The 24,226-nt window shown below is 64.8% G+C and carries 25 protein-coding genes; 18 read left to right on the top strand and 7 right to left on the bottom strand.

Annotated features, from left to right (window positions below; all coding sequences use genetic code 11):
* The first annotated feature begins 33 nt into the window (after positions 1-33).
* The 15 genes from JDO7802_RS07815 (at position 34) to JDO7802_RS07745 (ending at position 14,246) form a co-directional block, all read left to right on the top strand.
* The gene (locus JDO7802_RS07815) at positions 34-1,980 is read left to right on the top strand and encodes an AMP-binding protein (protein ID WP_055084249.1); all 1,947 of its coding nucleotides are present in this window, start codon (positions 34-36) and stop codon (positions 1,978-1,980) included.
* On the top strand, positions 1,977-2,564 hold the full coding sequence (locus JDO7802_RS07810) for a hypothetical protein (RefSeq protein ID WP_055084247.1): 588 nt from the start codon (positions 1,977-1,979) through the stop codon (positions 2,562-2,564). Before JDO7802_RS07815 ends, JDO7802_RS07810 begins: the two co-directional genes overlap by 4 nt.
* Positions 2,558-3,373: an ABC transporter ATP-binding protein gene (locus JDO7802_RS07805; protein WP_055084244.1), complete on the top strand. Its 816-nt coding sequence runs from the start codon at positions 2,558-2,560 to the stop codon at positions 3,371-3,373. Before JDO7802_RS07810 ends, JDO7802_RS07805 begins: the two co-directional genes overlap by 7 nt.
* A gap of 68 nt (positions 3,374-3,441) precedes the next feature.
* The gene (locus tag JDO7802_RS07800; RefSeq protein WP_055084243.1) at positions 3,442-3,900 is read left to right on the top strand and encodes a hypothetical protein; all 459 of its coding nucleotides are present in this window, start codon (positions 3,442-3,444) and stop codon (positions 3,898-3,900) included.
* The gene (locus JDO7802_RS07795; protein ID WP_055084241.1) at positions 3,900-4,220 is read left to right on the top strand and encodes a hypothetical protein; all 321 of its coding nucleotides are present in this window, start codon (positions 3,900-3,902) and stop codon (positions 4,218-4,220) included. Before JDO7802_RS07800 ends, JDO7802_RS07795 begins: the two co-directional genes overlap by 1 nt.
* Before the next feature lie 3 nt (positions 4,221-4,223).
* Positions 4,224-5,213: a branched-chain amino acid ABC transporter permease gene (locus JDO7802_RS07790; protein WP_055084239.1), complete on the top strand. Its 990-nt coding sequence runs from the start codon at positions 4,224-4,226 to the stop codon at positions 5,211-5,213.
* 285 nt (positions 5,214-5,498) lie between these two features.
* On the top strand, positions 5,499-6,575 hold the full coding sequence (locus JDO7802_RS07785; RefSeq protein WP_055084237.1) for a branched-chain amino acid ABC transporter permease: 1,077 nt from the start codon (positions 5,499-5,501) through the stop codon (positions 6,573-6,575).
* A gap of 88 nt (positions 6,576-6,663) precedes the next feature.
* Entirely contained in the window at positions 6,664-7,947 is a 1,284-nt protein-coding gene (locus JDO7802_RS07780) for an ABC transporter substrate-binding protein (protein WP_187298113.1), read from the top strand.
* Positions 7,948-8,041: 94 nt separating this feature from the next.
* Positions 8,042-8,884: an ABC transporter ATP-binding protein gene (locus JDO7802_RS07775; protein WP_055084235.1), complete on the top strand. Its 843-nt coding sequence runs from the start codon at positions 8,042-8,044 to the stop codon at positions 8,882-8,884.
* 93 nt (positions 8,885-8,977) lie between these two features.
* Positions 8,978-9,523: an RNA 2',3'-cyclic phosphodiesterase gene (thpR, locus tag JDO7802_RS07770; RefSeq protein ID WP_055084233.1), complete on the top strand. Its 546-nt coding sequence runs from the start codon at positions 8,978-8,980 to the stop codon at positions 9,521-9,523.
* Positions 9,524-9,581: 58 nt separating this feature from the next.
* Positions 9,582-10,568, top strand: coding sequence for a phosphatase domain-containing protein (locus JDO7802_RS07765; protein WP_055084231.1), 987 nt, complete (start codon positions 9,582-9,584; stop codon positions 10,566-10,568).
* The gene (locus JDO7802_RS07760; protein WP_055084228.1) at positions 10,565-11,752 is read left to right on the top strand and encodes a phenylacetate--CoA ligase family protein; all 1,188 of its coding nucleotides are present in this window, start codon (positions 10,565-10,567) and stop codon (positions 11,750-11,752) included. The genes JDO7802_RS07765 and JDO7802_RS07760 overlap by 4 nt, the downstream gene beginning before the upstream one ends.
* 72 nt (positions 11,753-11,824) lie before the next feature.
* On the top strand, positions 11,825-12,301 hold the full coding sequence (locus JDO7802_RS07755) for an ATP-dependent zinc protease family protein (RefSeq protein ID WP_055084226.1): 477 nt from the start codon (positions 11,825-11,827) through the stop codon (positions 12,299-12,301).
* Positions 12,298-13,203 carry a 30S ribosomal protein S6--L-glutamate ligase gene (gene rimK / locus JDO7802_RS07750; RefSeq protein ID WP_055084224.1) on the top strand — a complete coding sequence of 302 codons (906 nt, stop codon included), beginning with the start codon at positions 12,298-12,300 and terminating at the stop codon, positions 13,201-13,203. Before JDO7802_RS07755 ends, rimK begins: the two co-directional genes overlap by 4 nt.
* Entirely contained in the window at positions 13,203-14,246 is a 1,044-nt protein-coding gene (locus JDO7802_RS07745) for a succinylglutamate desuccinylase/aspartoacylase family protein (protein WP_055084222.1), read from the top strand. The genes rimK and JDO7802_RS07745 overlap by 1 nt, the downstream gene beginning before the upstream one ends.
* Before the next feature lie 99 nt (positions 14,247-14,345).
* Here the strand turns inward: JDO7802_RS07745 and JDO7802_RS07740 are convergent, their stop codons facing one another.
* From JDO7802_RS07740 to JDO7802_RS07715, 6 genes are all read right to left on the bottom strand, one after another.
* A complete protein-coding gene (locus JDO7802_RS07740) occupies positions 14,346-14,762 on the bottom strand; it encodes a VOC family protein (RefSeq protein WP_055084220.1) in 417 nt (138 codons plus the stop codon).
* Positions 14,763-14,915: 153 nt separating this feature from the next.
* The gene (gene pheT / locus JDO7802_RS07735) at positions 14,916-17,327 is read right to left on the bottom strand and encodes a phenylalanine--tRNA ligase subunit beta (RefSeq protein WP_368730339.1); all 2,412 of its coding nucleotides are present in this window, start codon (positions 17,325-17,327) and stop codon (positions 14,916-14,918) included.
* Between the two features lie 12 nt (positions 17,328-17,339).
* A complete protein-coding gene (locus JDO7802_RS07730; RefSeq protein ID WP_055084216.1) occupies positions 17,340-17,840 on the bottom strand; it encodes a GNAT family N-acetyltransferase in 501 nt (166 codons plus the stop codon).
* A gap of 127 nt (positions 17,841-17,967) precedes the next feature.
* Positions 17,968-18,414: an MOSC domain-containing protein gene (locus JDO7802_RS07725; protein ID WP_055084214.1), complete on the bottom strand. Its 447-nt coding sequence runs from the start codon at positions 18,412-18,414 to the stop codon at positions 17,968-17,970.
* Between the two features lie 17 nt (positions 18,415-18,431).
* Positions 18,432-18,881 (bottom strand): GAF domain-containing protein, encoded by a 450-nt coding sequence (locus tag JDO7802_RS07720; RefSeq protein ID WP_055084212.1) that lies wholly within the window; start codon positions 18,879-18,881, stop codon positions 18,432-18,434.
* A 77-nt stretch (positions 18,882-18,958) separates the two neighbouring features.
* Positions 18,959-20,137, bottom strand: coding sequence for a thiolase family protein (locus JDO7802_RS07715; RefSeq protein WP_055084210.1), 1,179 nt, complete (start codon positions 20,135-20,137; stop codon positions 18,959-18,961).
* 131 nt (positions 20,138-20,268) lie between these two features.
* Here JDO7802_RS07715 and JDO7802_RS07710 point away from each other — a divergent pair, with 131 nt between their 5' ends.
* From JDO7802_RS07710 to JDO7802_RS07700, 3 genes are all read left to right on the top strand, one after another.
* Positions 20,269-20,613: an STAS domain-containing protein gene (locus JDO7802_RS07710; protein WP_055084208.1), complete on the top strand. Its 345-nt coding sequence runs from the start codon at positions 20,269-20,271 to the stop codon at positions 20,611-20,613.
* Positions 20,610-21,062, top strand: a complete 453-nt coding sequence (locus tag JDO7802_RS07705; RefSeq protein WP_055084206.1) for an ATP-binding protein — start codon at positions 20,610-20,612, stop codon at positions 21,060-21,062. The genes JDO7802_RS07710 and JDO7802_RS07705 overlap by 4 nt, the downstream gene beginning before the upstream one ends.
* Before the next feature lie 335 nt (positions 21,063-21,397).
* Positions 21,398-22,975 (top strand): gamma-glutamyltransferase family protein, encoded by a 1,578-nt coding sequence (locus JDO7802_RS07700; RefSeq protein WP_055084205.1) that lies wholly within the window; start codon positions 21,398-21,400, stop codon positions 22,973-22,975.
* A 4-nt stretch (positions 22,976-22,979) separates the two neighbouring features.
* On the opposite strand, the gene JDO7802_RS07695 is transcribed toward JDO7802_RS07700, so the two are convergent.
* Positions 22,980-24,155, bottom strand: a complete 1,176-nt coding sequence (locus JDO7802_RS07695; protein ID WP_055084203.1) for an acetyl-CoA C-acyltransferase family protein — start codon at positions 24,153-24,155, stop codon at positions 22,980-22,982.
* Positions 24,156-24,226: the final 71 nt, after the last annotated feature.

Below are 24,226 nucleotides of genomic sequence, written 5' to 3'. Positions count from 1 at the left end.
GCATCCGGGGAGGGATGCGGGGGAGAACCTGACATGACCGACCTGCACACGATACCGGCCTATCTGGACCGCAACGCGACCGACTTCGGCGATGCCGCCGCCTACCGTGAAAAGGAATACGGCATCTGGCAGGAGTGGACGTGGTCCGACGCCCGCACCGAAATCGAGGAGATGGCCCGCGGATTGATCGGTCTGGGGCTGGAAATCGGCGAACACGTCGCCGTAATCGGCCGCAATCGCCCGCAGCTTTATATGTCGATGGTCGCCGTGCAATGCGCCGGCGGCATTCCCGTGCCATTGTACCAGGATGCCGTGGGCGAGGAGATCGCCTATGTGCTGGGCAATTGCTCCGCCAAATTCGTCATCGCCGGCGATCAGGAGCAGGTGGACAAGGTGGAGGAGGTGCGCGCCCGGATCGAGGGATTGCGCCATATCGTCTATCTGGACGGGCGCGGCCTGCGCAAATACGATCATTCGGTCATGTCGTCGATGGAGACGCTGCGCGAAGCGGGTCGCAACGCCGACCGGGCCGAGATGGACCGCCGCCGCGCGCAGCAGACGGGGGCTACCACCTGCGTCATGCTCTACACCTCTGGCACCACGGGCAAGCCCAAGGGCGTCGTGCTGTCCCACGACAATATCGTGTCGACCTCCAAGGCGTCGTCCGGCTTCGACAACCTGCGCCAATCGGACGAGGTTCTGGCCTATCTGCCGATGGCTTGGGTGGGGGATTTCATCTTCTCCATTGGGCAGGCCATGGTCACCGGCTTCACCGTCAATTGCCCCGAATCCGCCGACACGATCATGCACGATCTGCGCGAAATCGGACCGACCTATTACTTCGCGCCGCCCCGCGTGTTCGAGACGCAACTGACGTCGGTGATGATCCGTATGGAAGACGCGAGCCGCCCCAAGAAGGCGATGTTCGACCACTTCATGGCGCACGCCAAAGGGGTTGGGCCGCGTCTGCTCGACGGCGAAGACGTCGGGTTCTTCGACCGGATGAAATACAAGCTGGGCGAATTGCTGGTTTTCGGACCGCTGAAAAACACCCTCGGCCTGTCCCGCGTGCGCGTCGGATATACCGCAGGGGAGGCGATCGGGCCGGAGCTGTTCGATTTCTACCGCTCGATCGGCATCAACCTCAAACAGCTCTACGGCCAGACAGAGGCCTCGGTCTTCATCACCCAGCAAAAGGACAACGAAGTCCGCTCCGACACGGTGGGCACGCCGACGCCGGGCGTGGAGCTGCGCATCGCCGAGAACGGGGAGGTGTTCTACCGCTCGCCCGGCAGCTTCGTGGAGTACTACCAGAACCCCGAAAGCACGGCCTCCACGAAGGACCCGGAGGGCTGGGTCGCCACGGGGGACGCGGGTTTCATCGAGGAAGACACCGGCCATTTGCGGATCATCGACCGCGCCAAGGACGTCGGGAAAATGGCCTCCGGCGCGCTGTTCGCGCCCAAGTTCGTGGAAAACAAGCTGAAGTTCTTCCCCGACATCTACGAGGCCGTGGTCTTCGGCAACGGGCGCGACCGCTGCGTGGCCTTCATCAACATCGACCTGACGGCGGTGGGCAACTGGGCCGAGCGCAACAACATCGCCTACGCCTCCTACCAGGAGCTGGCCCAGCACCCCCGCGTGCTGGCCACGATCACCGACCACGTGAACGCGGTGAACAGACTGGTGGCCGAGGACGACATGCTGGCAGGCTGCCAGGTCCACCGGTTCCTGGTGCTGCACAAGCAGCTGGACGCCGACGACGAGGAGATGACGCGGACGCAGAAGGTGAAGCGCCGTCTGATCGAGGAGAAATACGCCGACCTGATCGAAGGGCTCTATTCTGGGGCGGAGGAGGTCTACACCGAGACCGACGTGACCTACGAGGACGGCCGCAAGGGCAAGATCAAGGCGACGGTAAAGATGTGCGACGCGGAGGTCGTGCCGGTGGATGTGAAGACGCTGGAGGCGGCGGAGTGACCTTCTCGATTGATCTAGATGCTTCGGACGACGGCGAGACACATGGACGCATTCTCGCGGGAGACCTCGACGAGGCTTTCACCACGACACTCTCAGTCTGGGACGTGGGAGCATACCAAGCGCAATGGACCTCAGCACTCCGACGCTGCGACATCTACCGTCTGCCCGCAGCCTTGATTACCTCGATCGAGGCTAATCAGGATGGGCGCGGCTTCCTTCGCGCCTACGAGCTTCATCCGTTCGAAACGGTCGAACAGAGATCAGGTATCGAGGCCGCCGAGGGCGAGGTTCTGGTTACCGAACGTTTCCACTTTGTCTCGACCGATGCTGACGGCCTTCGCCGCCCCTGGATCCTAGAGGAACATTCAGACGAAGCCGGAACCGACTACGCTGCCATCAAATACTTCGACCCGCAGCGACCTACACCCTTCTTCGCATACATCGAACCGCCCCGGATGGGTATCTCCATTTGGCGAACTACCATCGCTGCGATCCGGACTTTCCGAGCCGGTATAGAAAGACTTTCCCGGCCGACGCGCGGCGACGGAAGCACGCCCAGCCTTAGAGGCAACACTCCATGCTAGACACCGACACCTTCACCACCCCCGACGGGCGTACCATCGGCGGCACGGTCATGGACCTGCGCAACATCACCCTGCGCTTCGGCGGGGTCGAGGCGATCAAGGACATCTCCTTCGACATCCGGGAGGGCGAGATCCGCGCGATCATCGGGCCGAATGGCGCGGGCAAGTCATCGATGCTCAACGTCATCTCGGGGTTCTATGTCCCGCAGGAGGGCGAAGTCTGGTACCGCGGCAAACCCCGCCCGCAGATGAAACCCTATGAGGTCGCGCAACAGGGCATCGCCCGCACGTTCCAGAACATCGCGCTGTTCGAAGGCATGTCGGTGCTGGACAACGTGATGTGCGGGCGGCTGGGCCACATGAACACCAACATCCTGTCCCAGGCGATCTGGTGGGGCAAAGCCGCGAAGGAAGAGACCGAGAACCGCGCCGTCGTGGAGCGCGTCATCGATTTCCTGGAGATTCAGGCGATCCGCAAGACGCCCGTGGGCCGCCTGCCCTACGGCCTCAAAAAACGGGTGGAACTGGCCCGCGCGCTGGCCGCACAACCCTCCCTGCTTCTTCTCGACGAGCCCATGGCCGGCATGAACGTGGAGGAAAAGGAGGACATGTCCCGCTTCATCCTCGATGTGAACGACGAATTCGGCACGACGATTGCGCTGATCGAACACGACATGGGCGTCGTCATGGATCTTAGCGACCGCGTGGTCGTGATGGATTACGGCCGCAAGATCGGCGATGGCACCCCGGACGAGGTGCGCAACAACCAGGACGTGATCGACGCCTATCTGGGGGTCGCACATGATTGACGCAGGCTCCCCTCGGAACTCAAGGTCGCGCGCCCCGTTGTCCCTTCCAGATGGAAGGAGACCTGCATATGTCCAATCACCACGACTGGCTGAAACGAACCCTTGCCGAGATTCTGGGGGCCGACACCGGCCTGCCGGACTTCACGATTCAGCGGTTGGAGGGCTTTCGCCCCGACGACCTGTCGGAATTGCTCATAGACGAGCGGGAGGCCGTGTTCGGGGCCTTCAAGCAGGCGGCGCACGAAAGCCGCAACGTCCGCCAAGCAACCAAGACCGAGGACGGCCAGCGCGTGCCGCCCTATGTGGACGGCGACATCGACTGGGCCCTGCGTGCGGCCAAATCTGCACTGGAAGCGGTGCCGGCCGGCAAACGGTCGGAGAAGGCGAACGAGCTTTTGGCGGCCTGCACCTGCCCCGCCGCGACCGGCCCCAATCCGGGGATCGACGGCGGTTCCTCTGCGCACCGCGACCCGCAACCGGCCCTCGATCGCAATATCGGCTCGCCGGAAAAGCCGCTGCCTTACTGATGCTTTCCGCATCCCCGGCTTTCGCTGGGGATGCGCTCTGGGACGTCTTTGTCCAGCATTGCCTCTCCGCGTTCGAGGCCGTGCTTGCCGGCGACACAACCGCCCCCTCCACCCCCTTCGACATTACCGTGACAACCAACAGCTGCACTGCCTCCGGCGGGGACGCGGGCGATCTTGCACGCCTGATCGCCAGCCGCCCCACGGCCTACGTCGAAGCGCATCCCGGCGTCTGGCAAAGCGATCTTTGGCGCGAGCCGTGGATCGAGGTCACGGCCACCGCCGACAGCTACACCGTCACCGAAACCGATCAGGAGTCCTGACCCATGCCCGACCAACTCCTCTTTGGAATGGAAGTGGCCCTGAACGGGCTGATGGCGGGGGTGATGTATTCGCTGGTCGCCTTGGGCTTCGTGCTGATCTTCAAGGCCTCCGGCATCTTCAACTATGCGCAAGGCGTCATGGCGCTGTTTGCCGCAATGACGCTGGTGGGCATCCAGAACGGGCAGGTTCCCTTCGCCCACCTCATCAACGCGACGCTGGGCACGGACATCCATAACTTCGGCTGGACCGTCCCTGCCTTGGCCGCGATCCTGCTGACCGTCGTCGTGATGGCGATCTTCGCCTGGCTGGTGAACAAATTCGTGTTCAGCCATCTGGTCAATCAGGAACCGATCATCCTGTTCATGGCGACCATCGGTCTGGCGTATTTCCTGGAGGGCGTGGCCGACCTGATGTGGGGGTCGGAGATCAAGACGCTGGACGTCGGCCTGCCCCAGGGCATCAACGACTGGCTAGAGACGACGACGTTCGACGCGGTAGGCTATGGCTTCTTCATCGACAACCTCGACATCGTGGCGACGATCATCGCCGCGCTTCTGGTGCTGGGGCTGATCCTGTTCTCGCAATACACCAAGCAGGGACGTGCGCTGCGCGCCGTGGCGGACGACCACCAGGCGGCGCTGTCGGTGGGCATTTCGCTCAACTTCATCTGGGTGCTGGTCTGGTCCATCGCGGGCTTCGTGGCGCTGGTCGCGGGCATCATGTGGGGGGCCAAGTCGGGCGTGCAGTTCTCGCTCTCGCTCATCGCGCTCAAGGCGCTGCCGGTTCTGATGCTGGGCGGGTTCACGTCGATCCCTGGTGCCATCATCGGCGGTCTCATCATCGGGGTGGGCGAGAAGCTCTTCGAGTTCGCCATCGGCGCGCCGTATCTGGGCGGTGCCACCGAGAACTGGTTCGCCTATGTCCTGGCGCTTATTTTCCTGGTGTTCCGCCCGCAGGGCCTGTTCGGGGAGAAGATCATTGAGCGGGTTTGACGACCCCGCGTTCCTTGCTCGCGTTGACCGGGCGGTGGCCCGCTCCAAAACGAACGCCCCGGCGAGTGTGATCATTGCTCATGCCGTGTGTCCCGATGAGACCTGTGGCTGGGAGGGTTGGCTTCTGGAGGCGATCAGAAGCAATTCGCATGCCGAAGCCAAAGTGACTTGGGAGGATCGATTCCTTCCAGCAATCACAAATCAAATCTGCCCGAGTTGTAAAACACAGGTGTTTCGCTCCGGGCTGACGATTGATGCAACGAGAGACGAAAGGGAGGCCGCCTGATGCTCTACCGTGAAGCCGGAGACTTCAAAACCTCCTACGCCAAGGACAATCAGACCTTCCCGATCAAGTTCGACCGGACCGGCTACTGGGTCATCCTGATCGCCGCCGCCGTCGTCGTGCCGTTCATGGTCAACGATTACTGGGCGTCGTCGCTCCTCGTGCCGTTCCTTATCTACGCCATCGCCGCCCTCGGGTTGAACATCCTCGTGGGCTATTGCGGGCAGGTGTCGCTCGGCACCGGCGGGTTCATGGCCGTGGGGGCGTACAGTTCCTACAAGCTGATGACGGCTTTCCCCTGGATGGACATGTTCTCCGTCACGATCCTCTCGGGCGTCATCACCGCCATCGTCGGCGCGGCCTTCGGCCTGCCCAGCCTGCGGATCAAGGGCTTCTATCTCGCCGTGGCGACACTGGCGGCGCAGTTCTTCCTCGTCTGGCTCTTCAACAAGGTGTCGTGGTTCTACAACTACTCCGCCTCGGGCCAGATTTCCGCGCCCGAACGCTCCGTGTTCGGCATCCTTGTCACCGGGCCGAACACCGCGGCGTGGGCGCAATACCTCTTCTGCCTGATCTTCGTGGTCGTCTTGGCCTGGGTCGCGCGCAACCTGACGCGCGGCACTGTGGGGCGCAAATGGATGGCGATCCGCGACATGGACATCGCGGCCGAGATCATCGGTGTGAACCCACTGCGCGCCAAACTGTCGGCCTTCGCCGTCAGCTCCTTCTTCATCGGCATCGCGGGCGGGCTCTTCTTCACGGTCTATCTGGGCGCGGTCGAAGTCGGCGAAGTCTTCGGCATTCAGAAATCGTTCCTCGTCCTCTTCATGGTGATCATTGGCGGTTTGGGGTCGATCTTCGGGTCCTTCGCGGGGGCCGCGTTCCTTGTGCTGCTGCCGGTCGTGCTCAAGGTGGTGGGCGTCGATATGCTTGGCATGCCCACGGACATCGTGGCGCACCTGAACCTTGTGATCGTCGGCGGATTGATCATCTTCTTTCTTATCGTGGAGCCGCACGGCCTGGCGCAATTGTGGCGCCTGACGAAGGAAAAACTCAGATTGTGGCCCTTCCCGCATTAGGGAACGGTCAGCGATGCGCGCCCGTCGGAGGAGGCGGGCGCGGACAAAGCCGGACAACCGGCGCAACATATCCAGGGAGGATATACGCATGAAGAAACTCGGAACCCTCACGGTCGCTGCCCTGTGCGCGGCCGCCCCGGCCATGGCCGAACTGGTCATTCCCGACCTCAGCTACCGCACCGGCCCCTATGCCGCCGGCGGCATCCCGTTCTCCGACGGGTATCAGGATTATTTCACCCTTCTGAACGAACGCGATGGCGGCATCGGCGGTGAGCCGATCCGCGTCATCGAATGCGAGACGGGCTACAACACCGAAAAAGGCGTCGAATGCTACGAATCGACCAAGGGTGAAGGCGCGCTCGTCTATCAGCCGCTGTCGACCGGCATCACCTATCAGCTGATCCCCAAGGCCGAGGCCGACGGCATTCCGATCCACACGATGGGTTACGGCCGCACGTCGGCGGTGAACGGCGAAGTCTTCAACAACGTCTTCAACTACCCGGCCAACTACTGGGATGCGGCATCGGTCGCCGTGAACTACCTGCTGGAGCAGAACGACGGTTCGCTCGACGGCAAGACCATCGCGCTGGTCTATCACAACTCCGCCTACGGCAAGGAGCCGATCCGCACGCTGAACGCCCTGGGCGAAAAGCATGGGTTCGAATTGACCGAGATCGCCGTGGACCATCCCGGTCAGGAGCAGAAATCCCAGTGGCTGCAGATCCGCCGGGAACGGCCCGATTATGTCCTGATGTGGGGCTGGGGCGTGATGAACCAGGTCGCCATCCAGGAAGCCGCCAACGTCCGCTATCCGATGGATCAGTTCATCGGCAACTGGTGGGCCGGGGCCGAACATGACGTGACGCCCGCGGGCGATGCGGCCGACGGCTATCTGTCGCTCAACATGAACACCATCAACCCCGATTATCCGGTGTTCGAGGAAATCCGGGCACAGGTGATCGAACCGGGCATGGGCGCGGGCGACGGCTCCAACGTGGGCAAAGTGCTCTACACCCGCGGCATGTACGCGGCGATGCTGGCGGCCGAGGCGATTGCCAAGGCACAGGAAATTCACGGCGTGACCGACATCACCCCCGCGCAGATGCGTGACGGGATGGCCGCGCTGGAGATGACCGAAACCCGCATGAAGGAGCTGGGGGCCCCGAACATCGGCCCGGTCTTCGCCGTTTCCTGCCAGAACCACGGCGGATCGGGCGAAGGCCTGGTGCAACGGTGGAACGCGTCGGCCGGCGCGTTCGAGCCGCTGACCGGGTTCATCACCCCCGACGCCTCGATCATCGAGCCGCTGGTTCAGGAAGACAGCCTGGCCTACGCCGCCGAAAACAACATCACACCGGCCTGCGCCGAGTGATCTGAAACACCCCGGTCCGCGTCATGCGGGCCGGGGCACCATCGCCTTTGCCGTGCCGCCCGTCGCGTCACCGTCAAGCCGAGGGAGACGCGCCATGCTCGACACCAAGCCCGAGACCACGACCGCCGCCGCGCAGGACACCCTGCTGGAGGTGAACAACATCGAGGTGATCTACAATCACGTCATCCTCGTCCTCAAGGGCGTCAGCCTGTCGGTGCCCAAGGGCGGGATCACCGCATTGCTGGGCGGCAACGGCGCGGGCAAGACGACGACGCTCAAGGCCATCTCGAACCTGCTGCGCTCCGAACGGGGCGATGTCACCAAAGGGTCGATCACCTATCAGGGTGACCGCATCCAGGATCTGACGCCCGCCGATCTGGTGGCACGCGGCGTCATTCAGGTGATGGAGGGGCGGCATTGTTTCGAACACCTGACGGTCGAGGAAAACCTTCTGACGGGCGCCTACACCCGCAAGGAAGGCAATCGCGCCATCAAGGACGACCTGGAAATGGTCTACGAGTACTTCCCCCGCCTGCGCGAACGCCGCACGTCGCAGGCCGGCTATACCTCGGGCGGGGAACAGCAGATGTGCGCCATCGGTCGCGCGATGATGGCCCGCCCCGAGATGATCCTGCTGGACGAGCCTTCGATGGGCCTGGCCCCGCAACTGGTCGAACAGATCTTCGGCATCGTCAAACGCCTGAACGAGGAGCAGGGCGTGACCTTTTTGCTGGCCGAGCAAAACACCAACGTCGCCCTGCGTTTCGCGCACTACGGCTATATCCTCGAGTCGGGGCGCATCGTCATGGATGGCCCCGCCGCCGAACTGCGCGAAAATCCGGATGTGAAGGAATTCTACCTCGGGATGAGCGATGAGGGCCGCAAGAGCTTCCGAGACACGCGCAGCTATCGCCGACGCAAGCGGTGGCTGTCTTGAACGGCACCACGACCCGTTGTCCGGTGGCCGCATGGACCACCCTCCGTCTCACCCCGCCCGCCGCCCCCCAAGGTACGGTCACATGATACCGTCATGAGAACCTTCGTCGCCCTTCCCCTGCCCGAGCCGTGGATCACCCCGCTGATGCGGGCACAATCGGCTGTGCGCGGCGGGCGACCGGTGGACGCCGACGACCTCCATGTCACCCTCGCCTTTCTCGACGATCAACCCGAAGATCGGCTGGACGCCCTGCACGAGGCGTTGGAGGCCAAGCCCCTGCCTGCCGCCGCCCTTGCCCCACGCAGCTATTCCGCCATCGGCACGCCGCCCCGGATGTTCGCCCTCGACCTCGACGCCACACCCGGCCTGACCGCGCTCCACACGGCCATCCGTTCGGCCGCCAGGACATCGGGCATCGCCCTGCCCCGCGATCGCTTCCGCCCGCATGTCACCTTGCGCCGCTTTACCCGCGGTGATGCGGCAGGCGACGGGATCGGCCCCGCGCTCGAACGTCTCGGCCCGCCGGATCTGGCGTCCGAAACCGCGCGCCTCTGCGCGCTCTGGTCCTCGGTCCTTACGCCGCAGGGCCCGATCTACGACGTGCTCGCCAGCTATCCCCTGCGGGAGCCCGCGCTTTGACCCAACGCAACCAGATTCCGCCTCGCCCGTTGATCCCCGACCCAACCCGGAGATCATCATGCTGAAGCCTCTTGCCCTGCGCGCAGCGCGTCTTGTCGAATCAGGTCTGGAACGGATCGGGGATTCCGAAGACGACAAACCGGTCCTCGATTCATACCTCGGTTACGCCACCCCCGACGGCGTCCTGCTGCGCGGGCGCGTCCTGTCGCATCTGCGCCGGGTCCAGCCGGACGCGGAGCAATCCAAGTGGATGAACCTGCGTCAGATGGTGAACCTCTTCGTCACCGACGAAGTTCAGGGCGTCACCGTCACCACCGAAGACGGGTCCGTCACCGGCCTGTCGGATGCCGAAGGCTATATCCGCCTGATGGTGCCCGGCGACTTCGATCCCGGCTGGACCACGATCCGCCTGAAGATCGACGGGCAGGAGCCGGAGCCGTTTCACGCCCGCATCCCCGACCCGTCGGCCAACCACATGATCATCTCGGACATCGACGACACGATGATCCAAACCGGTGCGCATTCGCTGGCGCGCAACCTCTGGACCACATTCACGGGCTCCGCCCTGACCCGGCAGGCCCACGACGACGCCACCGCGTTGATGGAGGCGATGGTCGCGGGCGGACGCAATCCGGTGTTCTACGTCTCCTCCTCGCCATGGAACCTGCACGATTTCCTCGAAGATCTGTTCGCCGCCGAAGGCGTGCCGCGCGGGCCGATGTTCCTGCGCGATCTGGGCCTCACCGAAGAGGGCGTGGGTGCCAGCCACGGCACCCATAAGGGCGCGGCCATCGACACGCTGCTTGCGGTGAACCCGAACCTGCCCGCCTATCTGATGGGCGACTCGGGGCAAAAGGACGCCGTCGTCTACCGCGATACCGTTCAGCGCAATCCGGGCCGCATCAAAGGCGTCGCCCTGCGCGAACCCGCGCCCGGTGTGGGGGCCGACGATGCCGCCGCGATCGCGGAAATCGAGGCGATGGGCGTGCCATGCTATCACGGTCCCGATTTCGATGGGGCCAGACGACATTGGGGATTTGAATGACGCATTACGACGACCTGGAAACCCGGTCCGATGACGAACGTGCTGCGGCACAGCTGGCGGCGCTGCGCAGCCAGCTCGCCCTCGTCCGAACAGGGGCGGACAATTGCTTGCCGGACGCCGGGCTGAACGACCTCTCCGATCTGGCCAAACTTCCCGTTCTACGCAAATCGCAGCTGTCGGAATGGCAAGCCAGGACGCCGCCCTTCGGCGGGGTTCCCATCGGCGACATCGCCCATGTCTTCCAGTCGCCCGGCCCGATCTATGAACCCGGCGGCATCACGCACGACTGGTGGCGCATGGGCCGCTTCCTGCACGCTTGCGGCATCGGCAAATCGGATACGGTGCAGAATTGCTTCGGCTATCACCTCACCCCCGCCGGCATGATCTTCGAGAGTGGCGCGCGCGCCGTCGGGGCCCGCGTGCTGCCCGCCGGCACCGGCCAGACCGACCTGCAGGTCCGCGCCGCCCGCGACATCGGCTGCACCGCCTATGCCGGCACGCCCGACTATCTGAAGGTCATTCTCGACCGCGCCGATGACATGGGCGAAACGCTGGCCTTCACCCGTGCGGCCGTCGGCGGCGGGGCCCTGTTCCCGTCCCTTCGCACGGAATACGCCGATCGGGGCATCGCGACGCTGCAATGCTACGCCACCGCCGATCTGGGCAACATCGCCTACGAAAGCGACGCGATGGAAGGCATGATCGTCGACGAAGGCGTCATCCTCGAAATCGTGCGCCCCGGCACCGGCGACCCGGTCGCCCCGGGCGAGGTGGGCGAAGTCGTCGTCACCACCCTCAACCCCGATTACCCGCTGATCCGCTTCGCCACCGGCGACCTCAGCGCGCTCCTCCCCGGCACCTCGCCCTGCGGGCGCACAAACATGCGCATCAAGGGCTGGATGGGCCGCGCCGACCAGACCGCCAAGATCAAGGGTATGTTCGTGCGCCCCGAACAGGTGGCCGATCTGGTCGCCCGCCACCCGGAAATCCGCGCCGCCCGCGTTACCGTCACCCGCGACGGAGAAATGGATGCGATGCACGTCGCGGTGGAGGCCGATGGCGGGGACGAGGCGGCCTGGTCCGCCTCCGTCGCCGAAGTCCTCAAGCTCAAGGGCCGGGTCGAACGCGTCGACACATTACCCAACGACGGCAAGGTCATCGACGACCAGCGCGTCTACGACTGACGCGCGACGCACCCTTCCCTTTCACCGGTCCCGCGCGCATTGTCGGCGCGATTCAACAATCGGAACACCCGAATGCAGCCGAAGAACCTGCTCATCGTCGGCTGGACGGAAACCGTCTCTCTGCCCGACCTGGGCCTGTCCGACCTCAAGGCCAAGATCGACACCGGCGCACGCACATCCGCCCTTCACGCCAGCCGGATTGAACAATTCGACCGCGACGGCACGCCCTGGGTGCGGTTTCGCGTCCGCCACGAAGCGACCCAGGACCGTATTCAGGCGGAATGCCCGGTTCATGACGTCCGGTCGATCAAAAATACCTCGGGCGTGCCGCAGGACCGGGTCATCATCCGGACCAACCTGCTGATCGCCGGCCGGAAATGGCGCATCGACCTGTCGCTGACCGACCGAAGCAACATGCGTCTGGCGATGATCGTCGGGCGCACGGCCCTCTCGGCCCATAACGTCGCGGTGCATACCCGTCGCGTGAACATCGCCGGGCGCGAAGCCCGGCCAATCGCGCCCGTGCGGCGTGGAAAGGCAGTCTTATGAAAATCGCGATGATGGCCCGCAATCCGAACCTCTACTCTCACAAACGCCTCAAGGAAGCCGCCGAGGCGCGCGGCCACGAGCTGCACATCATCAACACGCTGCGCTGCTACATGAACATCGCGTCGCGCCGCCCCGAGATCTTCTACAACGGCGAGAAACTCGAAGGCTTCGACGCCGTCATCCCCCGCATCGGCGCCTCCGTCACGTTCTACGGTCTCGCCGTCCTGCGCCAGTTCGAGATGATGGGTGTTTTCCCCCTCAACGAATCCGTCGCCATCGGGCGGTCGCGCGACAAGCTGCGCTCCATGCAGCTTCTGGCCCGCGACGGTATCGGCCTGCCCGTGACCACCTTCGCCCACGACCCAAAGCAGACGGAGGAAGTCCTTAAGCTCGCCGGCGGCGCTCCCCTCGTCATCAAGCTGCTGGAAGGCACGCAAGGCCTGGGCGTCGTCCTGGCCGACACCGACCGATCCGCCAAATCCGTGATCGAGGCGTTCCGCGCCACCAACACCAACATCCTGATCCAGGAATTCATTAAGGAAGCTGGCGGCACCGACATCCGCGCCCTTGTGGTCGGCGGCAAGGTCGTGGCCGCGATGAAGCGCACCGGGGCCGAAGGCGAATTCCGCTCCAACCTGCACCGCGGCGGCAGTGCGCAGGTTATCAAACTTACGCCCGAAGAACGCTCCACAGCCGTCCGTTCCGCCAAATCCATGGGGTTGGAGGTTTGCGGCGTCGACATGCTGCGCGCCAACCACGGGGCCGTCGTGATGGAGGTCAATTCCTCACCCGGCCTTGAAGGCGTGGAAAAGGCCACCGGGATCGACATTGCAGGCAAGATCATCGAACACCTCGAAAAAGTCGCCAAGCCGAATGCCACCAAGACCAAGGGCAAGGGCTGATGGTCCGCCGTTCCGCCTTTGAAATCGGCGGGACGGCCATTCCCGCGGGCACCTCTGCTACCGTCGACCTGCCCGTCAGCCATCTGTCGGATCACACGCCTGTGTCGATGTCGGTCAAGGTTTTCCACGGCAAGACCGACGGCCCCACCATCTTCGTCAGCGCGGGCATCCACGGGGACGAGGTGATCGGCGTCGAGATCGTGCGCCGCCTTCTGCGCACGGCGAACCTTCGGTCTGTCCGGGGCACGCTGATCGTCATCCCGATCGTGAATGCCTTCGGCTTCATGAACCACTCGCGCTATCTGCCGGACCGGCGCGACCTCAACCGCTGCTTTCCGGGCACGCCGGGCGGATCGCTCGCGTCCCGCCTGGCCCATCTGTTCCTGACCGAGATCGTGGCGCGCTGCGATCTGGGCATCGACCTGCATTCGGCGGCGGTCCACCGCACCAACCTGCCGCAAATCCGTATCTCGCCCGATAATCCGGTCACCGCCGATCTGGCACAGGTCTTCGGCGCGCCGGTCATCCTGCAATCGCCCCTGCGCGACGGCAGCCTGCGCGGCGCGGCCAAGGCCATGGGCAAAGACATCCTGCTGTTCGAGGCGGGCGAGGGGCTGCGCTTCGACGAATATTCGGTGCGCGTTGGCGTGGCCGGCATCCTGCGCATCTTGCGCTACAAGGGGATGATCGGCGGGCGCGGCATCGCGGCGGCCAAGGGGGCGCCGCAGACCTGCACCTCGTCCAAATGGCTGCGCGCGCCGGCGGGCGGCCTGCTGCGCACCTACCGCGCCGACGGCGACGTGGTGGAGGCGGGCGCGGTCCTCGCCGCCGTCTCCGATCCCTTCGGGCGCGAGGAACAGGAAATCACGGCCCCCTTCGACGGTATCATCGTCGGCCGCGCGGTCATGCCCGTCGTCAACGAAGGCGACGCTGTCTTCCACCTTGCCCGTGTGGCGAACGTCGCCCGCGCCGAAACGACGATGGACGACGTGACCGCGCAGATGGCCGACGACCCGCTGTTCGACGAAGACGAGATCATCTGACGGATCAATCTGCGACATTTTAGAACATCGCAGATCACGCGCGTTGGGCCGATCCTTCCGGTTTTCTTCCATCCCGCAATCGACGTTTGATGCCCGCTTTTATCCATCTCTCCCCGGTTCAGTCGGATCGTTGGAGAAAAGCGCGATCTTGTTGCCCTGAGGGTCGCGAAGATAGCCGACATAGAAGGACGGCCCGTAAGACGCGCGGAAGCCCGGCTGCCCCTCGTCGGACCCGCCAGCACGACAGGCGGCCGCATGAAGGTCACGGACCTGCTGTTGGTTGCGCGCCTCGAATGCGACCATCGCACCATTTCCGCCCGAGGCCGGACGCCCGTCGAAGGTTGGCTTGACGTAAAAGTCCGGCAGACGGGGAACCTGGCCCGGTTCCAGGGGCAGCGCGTAACTCAGGCCCGCGGGCCCCTCCTCCAAGCCGTAGCCAAGGGCCGGCAGGACCGCAGAATAGAAGCGTTTGGCGCGGGCGATGTCATCCGCACCGACTGTGACATAGGCAATCATGCCCCAAGGGTCCTTTCGGATGGCGGGTGGGTCAACCGAAATCACGGGCCCGTTTCAGGCCAACAGGCGTTTCGGCTCAACACGCGATCCCTTCGACCCCAACCCGACGACGACGCGCCTCCGGCGACGGGCTGGCTCATCGCTCAGGGCACCCTACCCCCGCAGCACACCACCCGTCGCTTTCGTCACCTTCTCGACGATCTTCGCCGACACCGCCTCGATGTCCTTGTCGGTCAACGTCTTGTCGGTCGGTTGCAGTCGCACGGTCAGGGCCAGCGACTTGCGGCCTTCACCCAGACTACCGCCGATGAATTCATCGAATACCCGAACATCCGAAATCAGCGCCTTGTCGGCCCCCTGCGCGGCGTTCACCAATGTCTGCACTTCCGTTTCGGCGTCCACCACGAAGGCGAAGTCCCGCTCCACCGCTTGCAGGTCCGACAGGGTCAGCGCCCCGCGCGATGTGCCCTGCGCGCGGCCCGCCGGAACGTCACCCGGCCAGATCGTGAAGCCGACCGCCGGACCTTTCACGCCCATTTCACGCAGAACCTTCGGGTGGATTTCCCCGAACACGGCCAGAACCTTCTTCGGCCCAAGGCAAATCTTGCCCGACCGGCCCGGATGCCACCAATCGGCGACCCCGCGCATCACCTGCGCCGACGCGGGCGCACCCAGCGCGGCCAGCACCGCCTCCGCATCCGCCTTGGCGTCGAAGACGTCGACCGCGCGGCGATCCCCGTGGACCGACTTCGGCCCCGTGTACCCCGTCAGCAGGCCGGAAATCTGCTGATGCTGCTCCCCCGGCTCCCCGCCATGAAACGCCGTTCCAAGCTCGAACAGCGCCAGATCGCCCTGCCCCCGCGCCTGATTGCGCGCCGCCGCCTGCAGCAGACCGGGCAGGAGCGCGGGGCGCATGTGGCTCATGTCCGACGAAATGGGGTTTTCCAGCCGCGTCGCTTCGGTGCCACCGCCGAACAGCGCCGCCGACGCGCCGTCGATGAACGAATAGGTCACGCATTCGTCGTACCCCAGCGCCGCCGCCGTGCGCCGGGCCATCCGCTCGCGTTGCTGGGTCCGCGTCAGAACGGGCCGCAGGATGCCGGGCGCGCGCACCATCGGGCGCCCTTCCAGCCGGGTCAGCGATGCGATCCGCGCGACTTCCTCCATCAGATCGGCCTCGCCTTGAACGTCGGGCCGCCAGGTCGGCACCTGCGCCATGTCGCCGTCCATGACGAAGCCCAGCGCGGTCAGGGTCGCGCGCTGCGTCTCGGCCGGGATGTCCATCCCGACCAGCGACGCACAGCGGTCGGTGTCCAGTCGGTAGGCGCGGGCCGTGTCCGGCACCGCACCGGCGATGACGACATTCGACACCTCGCCACCGGCATGGTCGACGATCATCCGGCACGCCCGGTCCAGCCCTTCGGGCGTGAACGCCGGGTCCACCCCACGCTCGAACCGGAAGCGCGCGTCGGAATTGATCTTCATCGCCCGTCCGGCCAGCGCGATCTGCACGTGGTCCCAGAACGCGGATTCCACCAGGATATTCACCGTATCGTCGGTCACGCCGGTCGCGGCCCCGCCCATGATGCCCGCGATGCTTTCGACGCCGGTGTCGTCGGAAATCACCATCGCACCTTGCGGCAGGACATAGGTCTTGTCGTCCAGCGCCACGATCTCTTCGCCGCCCCGGGCCCGGTGCACGCGCAGATCGCCCGTCACCTTATCGGCGTCGAACACGTGCAGCGGACGGTTCAGATCGTAGGTGAACCAATTGGTCACATCCACAAGAAAGCTGATGGGGCGCAACCCGATCGCGCGCAGCTGATCCTGCAACCACGCGGGGCTCGGCCCGTTTTTGACGCCCCGAATCATCCGCATCGCGAACACCGGGCAGCCGTCGGTCGTATCCGCGTCGATCCGCACCGAGACGGGGCTGTCGAACCCGCCGGTGACTTCGGCATCGGGCAGGTCGCGTAACACGCCCAGGCCCCGCGCCGCCAGATCGCGCGCGACACCCCGCACGCCCAGCGCGTCGGGACGGTTCGGCGTGATCGCGATCTCGATCACCGGGTCGACCTTGGCCGGCTCATGTTCGGCCAGCCAGTCACTGAACCGCTGGCCGACCACGCCTTCGGCCAGTTCGATGATCCCGTCGTGCTCGTCCGACAGCTCCAGCTCTTTTTCGGAAGCCATCATCCCGAAACTCTCGATCCCGCGGATCTTGCCGACCCCGATCGTGGTGTCGATACCGGGCACGTACACGCCGGGCTTGGCGATCACGACCGTGATGCCGGCCCGCGCGTTCGGCGCGCCGCAAATGATCTGCTGCACGCCCTCGTCGGTCTCCACCTGGCAAACGCGAAGGCGATCGGCATCGGGGTGCTTCTCGGCCGATTTGACATAGCCCAGCGTGAAATCGGCCAGCCGCGCGGCCGGATTCTCGATTCCTTCGACCTCCAGGCCCAGGTCGGTCAGCGTCTCGGCGATCTCATCGACCGGGGCCTCGGTGTCGAGGTGATGTTTCAGCCAGGAGAGGGTGAATTTCATGGGATGCGCCTCAGCAATGTTTGCGCCCGACTACCCCATCGCGCGCCGGGTTTGAAGGTCGAAGCCGATACGCCGTGCGCGCACCGGGCGCCCCACCAGCATGTCGTCGACCGCCCCCTCGTCGTGGCCGCCGTTGGCCAGATAGAAGGCCAGCGCATCGGGGTTCGACTCCAGCACCGTCAGATAGGCCCGGTCATGCCCTTCGACCCACAGCGCATCGCGAACCACGCGCAGCAGCTTGGTGCCCAGACCCTGCCCCCGCAGGTCCGGGCGGATGTGCAGGTTGTCGATCAGGGGCATCGGCTCGTGCGCGATGGCGCAGACGAACCCCTGCAACACGCCGTCCGTCTCGGCCACGATGATCAATTCTGGCGCGCGGAAGGTGCGCGCGGCCCATTTCTTGCGCATGGCGGCAGGAAGCTCATCGGTCATGTAGGCCGCGGTCAACTCCGCGCCGTAGCTGTCCTGCCAAGAGGCGAGGTGCAGGGCACTGATCGCCTCCCGGTCGCCAGGGGTTGCCTGTCGGATCATCGGTGTCGCATCTCCAAGGTGTCGGACGTTTGCAGTTGCCCGGTGGATGCCTCCTGCCTGCGATACAGACGAAAAACATCCCCTCGCAGAAGGCATAACGCCTCTGGATATGCGATAACACTCCGGATTAAGTCGAAATCGCCGCCGAATCTCCCAGCAGGATCTCTCCGCCCCGGATCACCTGCGCGCACCAGCCCCCGTGATGACGGACCGCCGAATATCCGCCCGGCCCCAGCGTCTCCTCCATCCGGCTGCAAGGCGCGCAAGGGCCGGTGATGTGCACGATGACCGACCCGATCGACACGTCCCGCCCGCGCAACGCCGCCAGGTTGATGCCGGACACCAGAATGTTCCGTCGAAGCGCCTGCGGCGTGACCGCGCCGTCGCACAATGCGGCAATCGCCGGTAGATGTTCGGCCTGGATCAGCGTGACAGCCCGCTTGCCGGCACGGCCATGGTCGCCCGCCAACCCCGCCTCCGTCACCGCGACCCGGTCCAGCCGCGTCATCGGGGCACGTCGCGCCGGGCGCACACCGATCCAGTCGACGCGGCCCGGGCGCGCATGGGTTTCCATCAGCTCCCGAAGGTTTCTCAAAGGGCGAACACCGCGTGCAGCATCGCCGCCAATTCGCGCGCATCTTCCGACGTGAACGCCCCCGGTCGGTCGCTATCGATGTCGAAGACCGCAATCAGCGCACCGTCCGGTCCGAACACCGGCAACACGATCTCCGACCGGGTCGAGGATGCACAGGCGATGTGACCGGGAAAGGCATCGACATCCGGCACCAGCTGCACCTTTCCGGTCGTCGCCGCCGCGCCGCAGACGCCCCGGTCGAACGGGATCGACAGGCATCCGTGCCAACCCTGATACGGCCCGATCTTGAGCAGTCCCGGTGCCGTCACGCGGTAGAAACCCGTCCAGTCGAAACGGTCGTCGGCGTGATGCACTTCGCAAGTGACCGTCGCCATCAGGGCGACGGGATCGTTCTCGCCCTCTGTCAGGCTTTGAATCGTTTTGTGCAGGGTCGGATAGTCGATCATCGCGCCTGTCCATCCCAAATCGTGTCGGACGTATATCCGACGTAGATCACCCGTAGATCACCCATGGATTTCGCCTTTCAATCCCGCTCCAGCGCGATGGCCGTGCCCTCCCCCCCGCCGATGCAAATCGCGGCGATCCCGCGCTTCACATCGCGCGCTTCCATCGCGCCGAGCAGGGTCACCATGATCCGCGCACCCGATGCCCCGATGGGATGTCCCAACGCGCAGGCCCCGCCATTTACGTTAACGATATCAGGGCTTAGCGACAGTTCGTGCATGAACGCCATGGGCACCACGGCGAAGGCTTCGTTCACCTCCCACAGATCCACGTCGCCCACCGACCAATTCAGTCGTTTCAACAACTTGCGCGCCGCCGGCACCGGGGCAGTTGTGAACAAGCCCGGCTCCTGCGCGTGGGACGCATGGCCCACGATCCGTGCGCGAACCGGAAGGCCTTCCGTGTCCGCAACCGCTTGCGATGCCAGCACCAGCGCCGCCGCCCCGTCCGAGATCGAGGACGAATTCGCCGCCGTCACCGTGCCCCCCTCCCGAAACGCGGGCTTCAGCGTCGGTATCTTGTCCGGCCGCGCCGTCCCCGGCTGCTCGTCCTGGGCGACGGTTATCTCGCCCTTGCGGGTCACAAGACGATAAGGGGCCACTTCCCGGTCGAACCCGCCCGACGAAATCGCCGCCTGCGCCCGGCTGAGCGATCGCAGGGCATATTCGTCCTGCGCCTCGCGCGTGAATTTATAGGCCTCGGCGCAGTCTTCCGCGAAAGTCCCCATCAGGCGGCCCTTTTCATAAGCATCTTCAAGCCCGTCCAGGAACATATGGTCGATTGCCTGCCCATGCCCCAGCCGCGCGCCGCCGCGCATCGACGGGATCAGATAGGGGGCGTTGGTCATCGATTCCATGCCGCCCGCGATCATCACGTCCGCATGGCCCAGCGCGATCTGATCGTGCGCCATCATCGCCGCTTTCATCCCCGATCCGCACATCTTGTTGAGGGTCGTTGCCGGCACCTCCTTGGGCAATCCGGCCGCGAACCCCGCCTGACGCGCGGGGGCCTGTCCCTGCCCCGCTGGCAGAACGCAACCCATCAACACCTCGTCCACGCGGTCCAACGCAATGCCCGCATCCGCCACGGCAGCCGCCATCGCGGCCCCCCCAAGCTGCGCCGCGGTGGCCGCCGACAACGCGCCCTGAAACCCTCCCATGGGGGTGCGCCTGGCTCCGGCGATCACGACTGTCTGCATGGCATTTCTCCAACGGGCTGAGATTTACGGTTCGGTAACACCTAGAGCGCTAACCTGCCATTCGGGACAGCCGGACGCCAGCCAACCGGGTCGGCAAGGATCGCAACCTGCCAAACGACAAGGGACGCCGCATGATCACATCGCACCACCCGAATGACGGAACCGTCGTGCTCACCGTCGATGCCTCCCGCATAGACGCGGCTTCGGCCATGGCATTCAAGGAACGCGCCCGGCAATTGGTGCAAGACGAATCCGGTCGTGTCCTGCTCGATCTCCACCAAGTCGAATTCCTCGACAGCAGCGGTCTGGGCACCCTCGTCGCGATCATGAAAATGCTCGACGGCGGCCGTAAGTTGGAGCTTCTCAACTGTGGCGGGGCGGTCCGAAAAGTGCTGGCGCTTACGCGGATGGACAGTGTGTTCATCGTCCATCCCCCGACCGACGCGGATGACCGGGCAGGACAAGACGCGGCATGATATACCCGGATCCCCAGGCGGACGACCCGGGCGGCATCGTCCACACGTCCTTCCCGGCGTGTCCGGACGAAATAAGCGAACAACTCAGCACCCTGCACGGCGTATTCGCCACACACGGCCTGGACGACGGATTGCGCGATACCGTCCGCCTGGTCCTTGCCGAAATTCTCAACAACATCGCCGAACATGCTGTCCCTGAACACGACGGGGAAATCCTGCTGGTGGTCAGCTCAGACAGGGGCCGACTGCACATCCTGACCGAAGATGGCGGCCGCGCGCTTCCCACCGGCTTGCTTGGCGCGGCGAACTTGCCGGACATGGGGCAGACGGTCGACGATCTGCCGGAAGGCGGTTTCGGCTGGTTCATCATTCACACGCTGGTCGACGATATGGTTTACGAACGCGACGGCGGGATGAACCGTCTCAGCTTTTCACTCGCCACCGCCTGACACATCAGCGATTCAGCCGACTGCAGTGCAACAGCGTGCAAGACCGGTAGGATGGCCATCGTGCCTGTACCGATCCGATGTCATTCCAATGGGGAAGTTAGTCCTTGGTCGCCTGTGTCAGCACTCGTTTTGCCGCCGCGCGCGCTCTCTCCGTTGAGCGAATTCGAAGACTTTCAAACGCGATTGCGCCTGTCCTCACCTTCGACGCGTCACCTTCGGAACCCTTCATCCCGTTGAAATCCCGTTCACATGGCGGTCCAGGCAATTCGAATCGCGTTGTCGCGACAACCATCGGGGCCTAGGCTGACCGCCACGACCCAAGCCCGAGGACATCAATGCGCGACTTTCACTTTCCCGGCCGGTCCCCGGTCCTGTCCACGAACGGCATGTGCGCGACGTCGCATCCACTAGGCGCAAAGATCGCGATCGACACGCTTGCACGCGGCGGAAACGCCGTCGATGCGGCGATCGCAGGCGCGGTGGTCCTTGGTCTATGCGAACCGCAGATGACCGGCCTTGGCGGCGACGCCTTCGTCTTGCTCAAACCCGCCGGATCGGAGGATGTCTTGGCGCTGAATGGGTCGGGTCGCGCCCCGGCCGGGGCGTCGGCGCAGAAACTGCGGGCGCAGGGCCTGAAAACCGTCCCCGAGACCTCGCCCCACGCCGTCACCGTTCCCGGTGCCGTCGATACGTTCTGCACGTTGTCCGACGCCCACGGAAAATTAGGGATCGCGGATACGCTCGCCCCCGTAATCGCCTATTTCGACGATGGCGTACCGGTGGCCCCCCGTGTCGCATCGGACTGGGCGCTGGCGGCGGACACGCTGCAGGGGTCGGCGCGCGATCTGTATCTGGTCGATGGAAAGCCACCGCAGGTTGGTCACAGGCTGGCTCTGCCAGGTCAGGCAGAGGTACTGCGCCGCATCGCAAAGGACGGGCGCGCCGGGTTCTATGAAGGCGAAGTCGCCGCTGACATGGTTGCCACGCTGCGCGCCGCCGGCGGAGTTCACACGCAAGAGGACTTTGCGTTCACCGCCAGCGATTGGACCGATCCGATCAGCGGCCTCTACAAGGGCGTCGAACTGGTCGAGCATCCGCCCAACGGTCAGGGCGCGACGGCCATCCTGATGAACAACATTTTGGCCCAGTTCGATATCGCCGGACTGGACCCCATGGGCGCGAAGCGCGCGCATATCGAAGCAGAGGCCGCGAAGCTGGCCTATGATGCACGCAACCGATTGCTGGCCGACCCCGACCACACCGCGCGCCTGGCCCATATGCTCGACATGGAAACAGCGCGGCGGCTGGCCGCCCTGATCAATCCCAAGCGCGCCATGGCCGCAGCCGCCCCCCTGACCGAAGCGATCCACAAGGACACGATCTATATCACCGTCGTCGACCGCGACCGTATGGCCGTCTCGCTGATTTATTCGATTTTCCACAGTTTCGGGTCCGGCATGGCATCCGACAAATTCGGCATCCTGATGCAAAACCGCGGGGCCGGATTTACCCTGGACCGGTGGCACCCGAACGAAATGGGGCCGGGTAAACGCCCGATGCACACGATCATCCCCGGAATGCTGCGCAAGGATGGACGCGTGACGATGCCCTTCGGCGTCATGGGCGGTGCCTATCAACCAAACGGTCACTCGCGGTTTCTGTCGAACATGGTCGATTTCGGGATGGATGCGCAAACCGCCATCGACGCGCCGCGCAGTTTTGCCGACGGCAGCGTCCTGAACGTCGAGCGCGGCTATTCCGATACCGTGCGCGCGGAGCTTTATGCCATGGGCCACGACGTACGAACACCGGACACTGCCATCGGCGGCGCACAGGCGATCCGCATCGACGAAAGCGGCTACCTCGAAGGCGCATCCGACCCGCGAAAGGACGGATGCGCCCTGGGGTATTGAGCGGTCAGATCCGCTCGATCGCCAGGGCGATGCCTTGGCCACCGCCGATGCACATGGTGATCAAGGCGCGTTTTCCGCCCGTCCGCTCCAGCTCGTAAAGGGCTTTGACCGTGATGATCGCACCTGTGGCACCCACCGGGTGACCCAGCGCGATGGCCCCGCCGTTCGGGTTCACCCGCGCGGGGTCGAGGCCCAGGTCCTGCGTGACAGCAAGGGCCTGTGACGCGAAGGCCTCGTTCGATTCGGTCACGTCGAAATCGTCGATGGACAGCCCCGTCCGCTTCAACAAGGCACGCACAGCTGGAACGGGGCCGATCCCCATGACCTCGGGCCGCACGCCCGCATGGGCATAGCCCAGGATCCGCGCGCGGGGCGTCAGGCCGGCCTTTTCGGCGGCATCGGCGCGGGCAAGAACCAGCGCCGCCGCCCCGTCATTGATGCCCGACGCATTGCCGGCGGTGACAGTACCGTCCTTCTGGAACACGGTGCGCAACCCGGCCAGCGCCTCGGCCGTGGTGGCCTTGGGATGCTCGTCGGTGGCGAATTCGACCATATCGCGTTTCTGCCGAACCATGATCGGCGTGATCTGCGCGGCGAAGCGTCCGTCGGCGATGGCTGCCGCCGCCCGTTCCTGCGACGACAGGGCAAAGGCATCCTGATCCGCGCGGGTGATCCCATGCTCGGCCGCGACATTCTCGGCCGTGACGCCCATATGGCCGGTCCCGAAGGGGCAGTTGAGCGCGCCCAGCATCATGTCGAGGCCGCGCGCATCGCCCATCTTCGAGCCCCAGCGCGCATCGGGCAGGATATAGGGGGACCGCGACATGTTCTCGGCACCGCCGACCAATGCGAAATCCGCGTCGCCCAGCGCCAGCGCCTGCGTGCCTGACACGATTGCCTGAACGCCCGAGCCGCAAAGCCGATTGACGTTCATCGCCGGCACCGTTTCCGGCACCCCCGCATCTATCGCGGCGACGCGCGACAGGTACATATCGCGGGGTTCCGTATTGATCACATTGCCGAAGACTGTGTGGCCGATCTGCGCGGGGTCGATGCCGGCCCGCTCGATCGCCGCCGTCGCGACCGTCGCCGCAAGATCGATCGGCGGAATTGACGCGAGACGTCCGCCGAAGGTGCCGATGGCTGTGCGCGTACCGGAAAGGATGACGATGTCGGACATGGATGACCCCGTTTGCGGGGGCGGATGAAACCGGGGCCGGCCCCCGGACCCCCTTTGCAGGATGCTACCGG

Source organism: Jannaschia donghaensis, assembly GCF_001403795.1.
Classification (GTDB): domain Bacteria; phylum Pseudomonadota; class Alphaproteobacteria; order Rhodobacterales; family Rhodobacteraceae; genus Jannaschia; species Jannaschia donghaensis.
The sequence above is the reverse complement of the archived record's forward strand: the minus strand, read 5'-3'. Positions and strand labels throughout refer to the sequence as shown.

Bases quoted from the DNA above. Each gene is read 5' to 3' on its own strand.
- JDO7802_RS07710 (WP_055084208.1), top strand. From the start codon at position 20,269: ATGATCACATCGCACCACCCGAATGACGGAACCGTCGTGCTCACCGTC.
- JDO7802_RS07795 (WP_055084241.1), top strand. From the start codon at position 3,900: ATGCTTTCCGCATCCCCGGCTTTCGCTGGGGATGCGCTCTGGGACGTC.
- JDO7802_RS07705 (WP_055084206.1), top strand. From the start codon at position 20,610: ATGATATACCCGGATCCCCAGGCGGACGACCCGGGCGGCATCGTCCAC.
- JDO7802_RS07695 (WP_055084203.1), bottom strand. From the start codon at position 24,155: ATGTCCGACATCGTCATCCTTTCCGGTACGCGCACAGCCATCGGCACC.
- JDO7802_RS07730 (WP_055084216.1), bottom strand. From the start codon at position 17,840: ATGATCCGACAGGCAACCCCTGGCGACCGGGAGGCGATCAGTGCCCTG.
- JDO7802_RS07760 (WP_055084228.1), top strand. From the start codon at position 10,565: ATGACGCATTACGACGACCTGGAAACCCGGTCCGATGACGAACGTGCT.
- JDO7802_RS07755 (WP_055084226.1), top strand. From the start codon at position 11,825: ATGCAGCCGAAGAACCTGCTCATCGTCGGCTGGACGGAAACCGTCTCT.
- JDO7802_RS07725 (WP_055084214.1), bottom strand. From the start codon at position 18,414: ATGGAAACCCATGCGCGCCCGGGCCGCGTCGACTGGATCGGTGTGCGC.
- JDO7802_RS07800 (WP_055084243.1), top strand. From the start codon at position 3,442: ATGTCCAATCACCACGACTGGCTGAAACGAACCCTTGCCGAGATTCTG.
- thpR (WP_055084233.1), top strand. From the start codon at position 8,978: ATGAGAACCTTCGTCGCCCTTCCCCTGCCCGAGCCGTGGATCACCCCG.
- JDO7802_RS07720 (WP_055084212.1), bottom strand. From the start codon at position 18,881: ATGATCGACTATCCGACCCTGCACAAAACGATTCAAAGCCTGACAGAG.
- JDO7802_RS07765 (WP_055084231.1), top strand. From the start codon at position 9,582: ATGCTGAAGCCTCTTGCCCTGCGCGCAGCGCGTCTTGTCGAATCAGGT.
- JDO7802_RS07785 (WP_055084237.1), top strand. From the start codon at position 5,499: ATGCTCTACCGTGAAGCCGGAGACTTCAAAACCTCCTACGCCAAGGAC.
- JDO7802_RS07805 (WP_055084244.1), top strand. From the start codon at position 2,558: ATGCTAGACACCGACACCTTCACCACCCCCGACGGGCGTACCATCGGC.
- rimK (WP_055084224.1), top strand. From the start codon at position 12,298: ATGAAAATCGCGATGATGGCCCGCAATCCGAACCTCTACTCTCACAAA.
- JDO7802_RS07745 (WP_055084222.1), top strand. From the start codon at position 13,203: ATGGTCCGCCGTTCCGCCTTTGAAATCGGCGGGACGGCCATTCCCGCG.
- JDO7802_RS07790 (WP_055084239.1), top strand. From the start codon at position 4,224: ATGCCCGACCAACTCCTCTTTGGAATGGAAGTGGCCCTGAACGGGCTG.
- JDO7802_RS07775 (WP_055084235.1), top strand. From the start codon at position 8,042: ATGCTCGACACCAAGCCCGAGACCACGACCGCCGCCGCGCAGGACACC.
- JDO7802_RS07715 (WP_055084210.1), bottom strand. From the start codon at position 20,137: ATGCAGACAGTCGTGATCGCCGGAGCCAGGCGCACCCCCATGGGAGGG.
- JDO7802_RS07740 (WP_055084220.1), bottom strand. From the start codon at position 14,762: ATGATTGCCTATGTCACAGTCGGTGCGGATGACATCGCCCGCGCCAAA.
- JDO7802_RS07815 (WP_055084249.1), top strand. From the start codon at position 34: ATGACCGACCTGCACACGATACCGGCCTATCTGGACCGCAACGCGACC.
- JDO7802_RS07700 (WP_055084205.1), top strand. From the start codon at position 21,398: ATGCGCGACTTTCACTTTCCCGGCCGGTCCCCGGTCCTGTCCACGAAC.
- JDO7802_RS07780 (WP_187298113.1), top strand. From the start codon at position 6,664: ATGAAGAAACTCGGAACCCTCACGGTCGCTGCCCTGTGCGCGGCCGCC.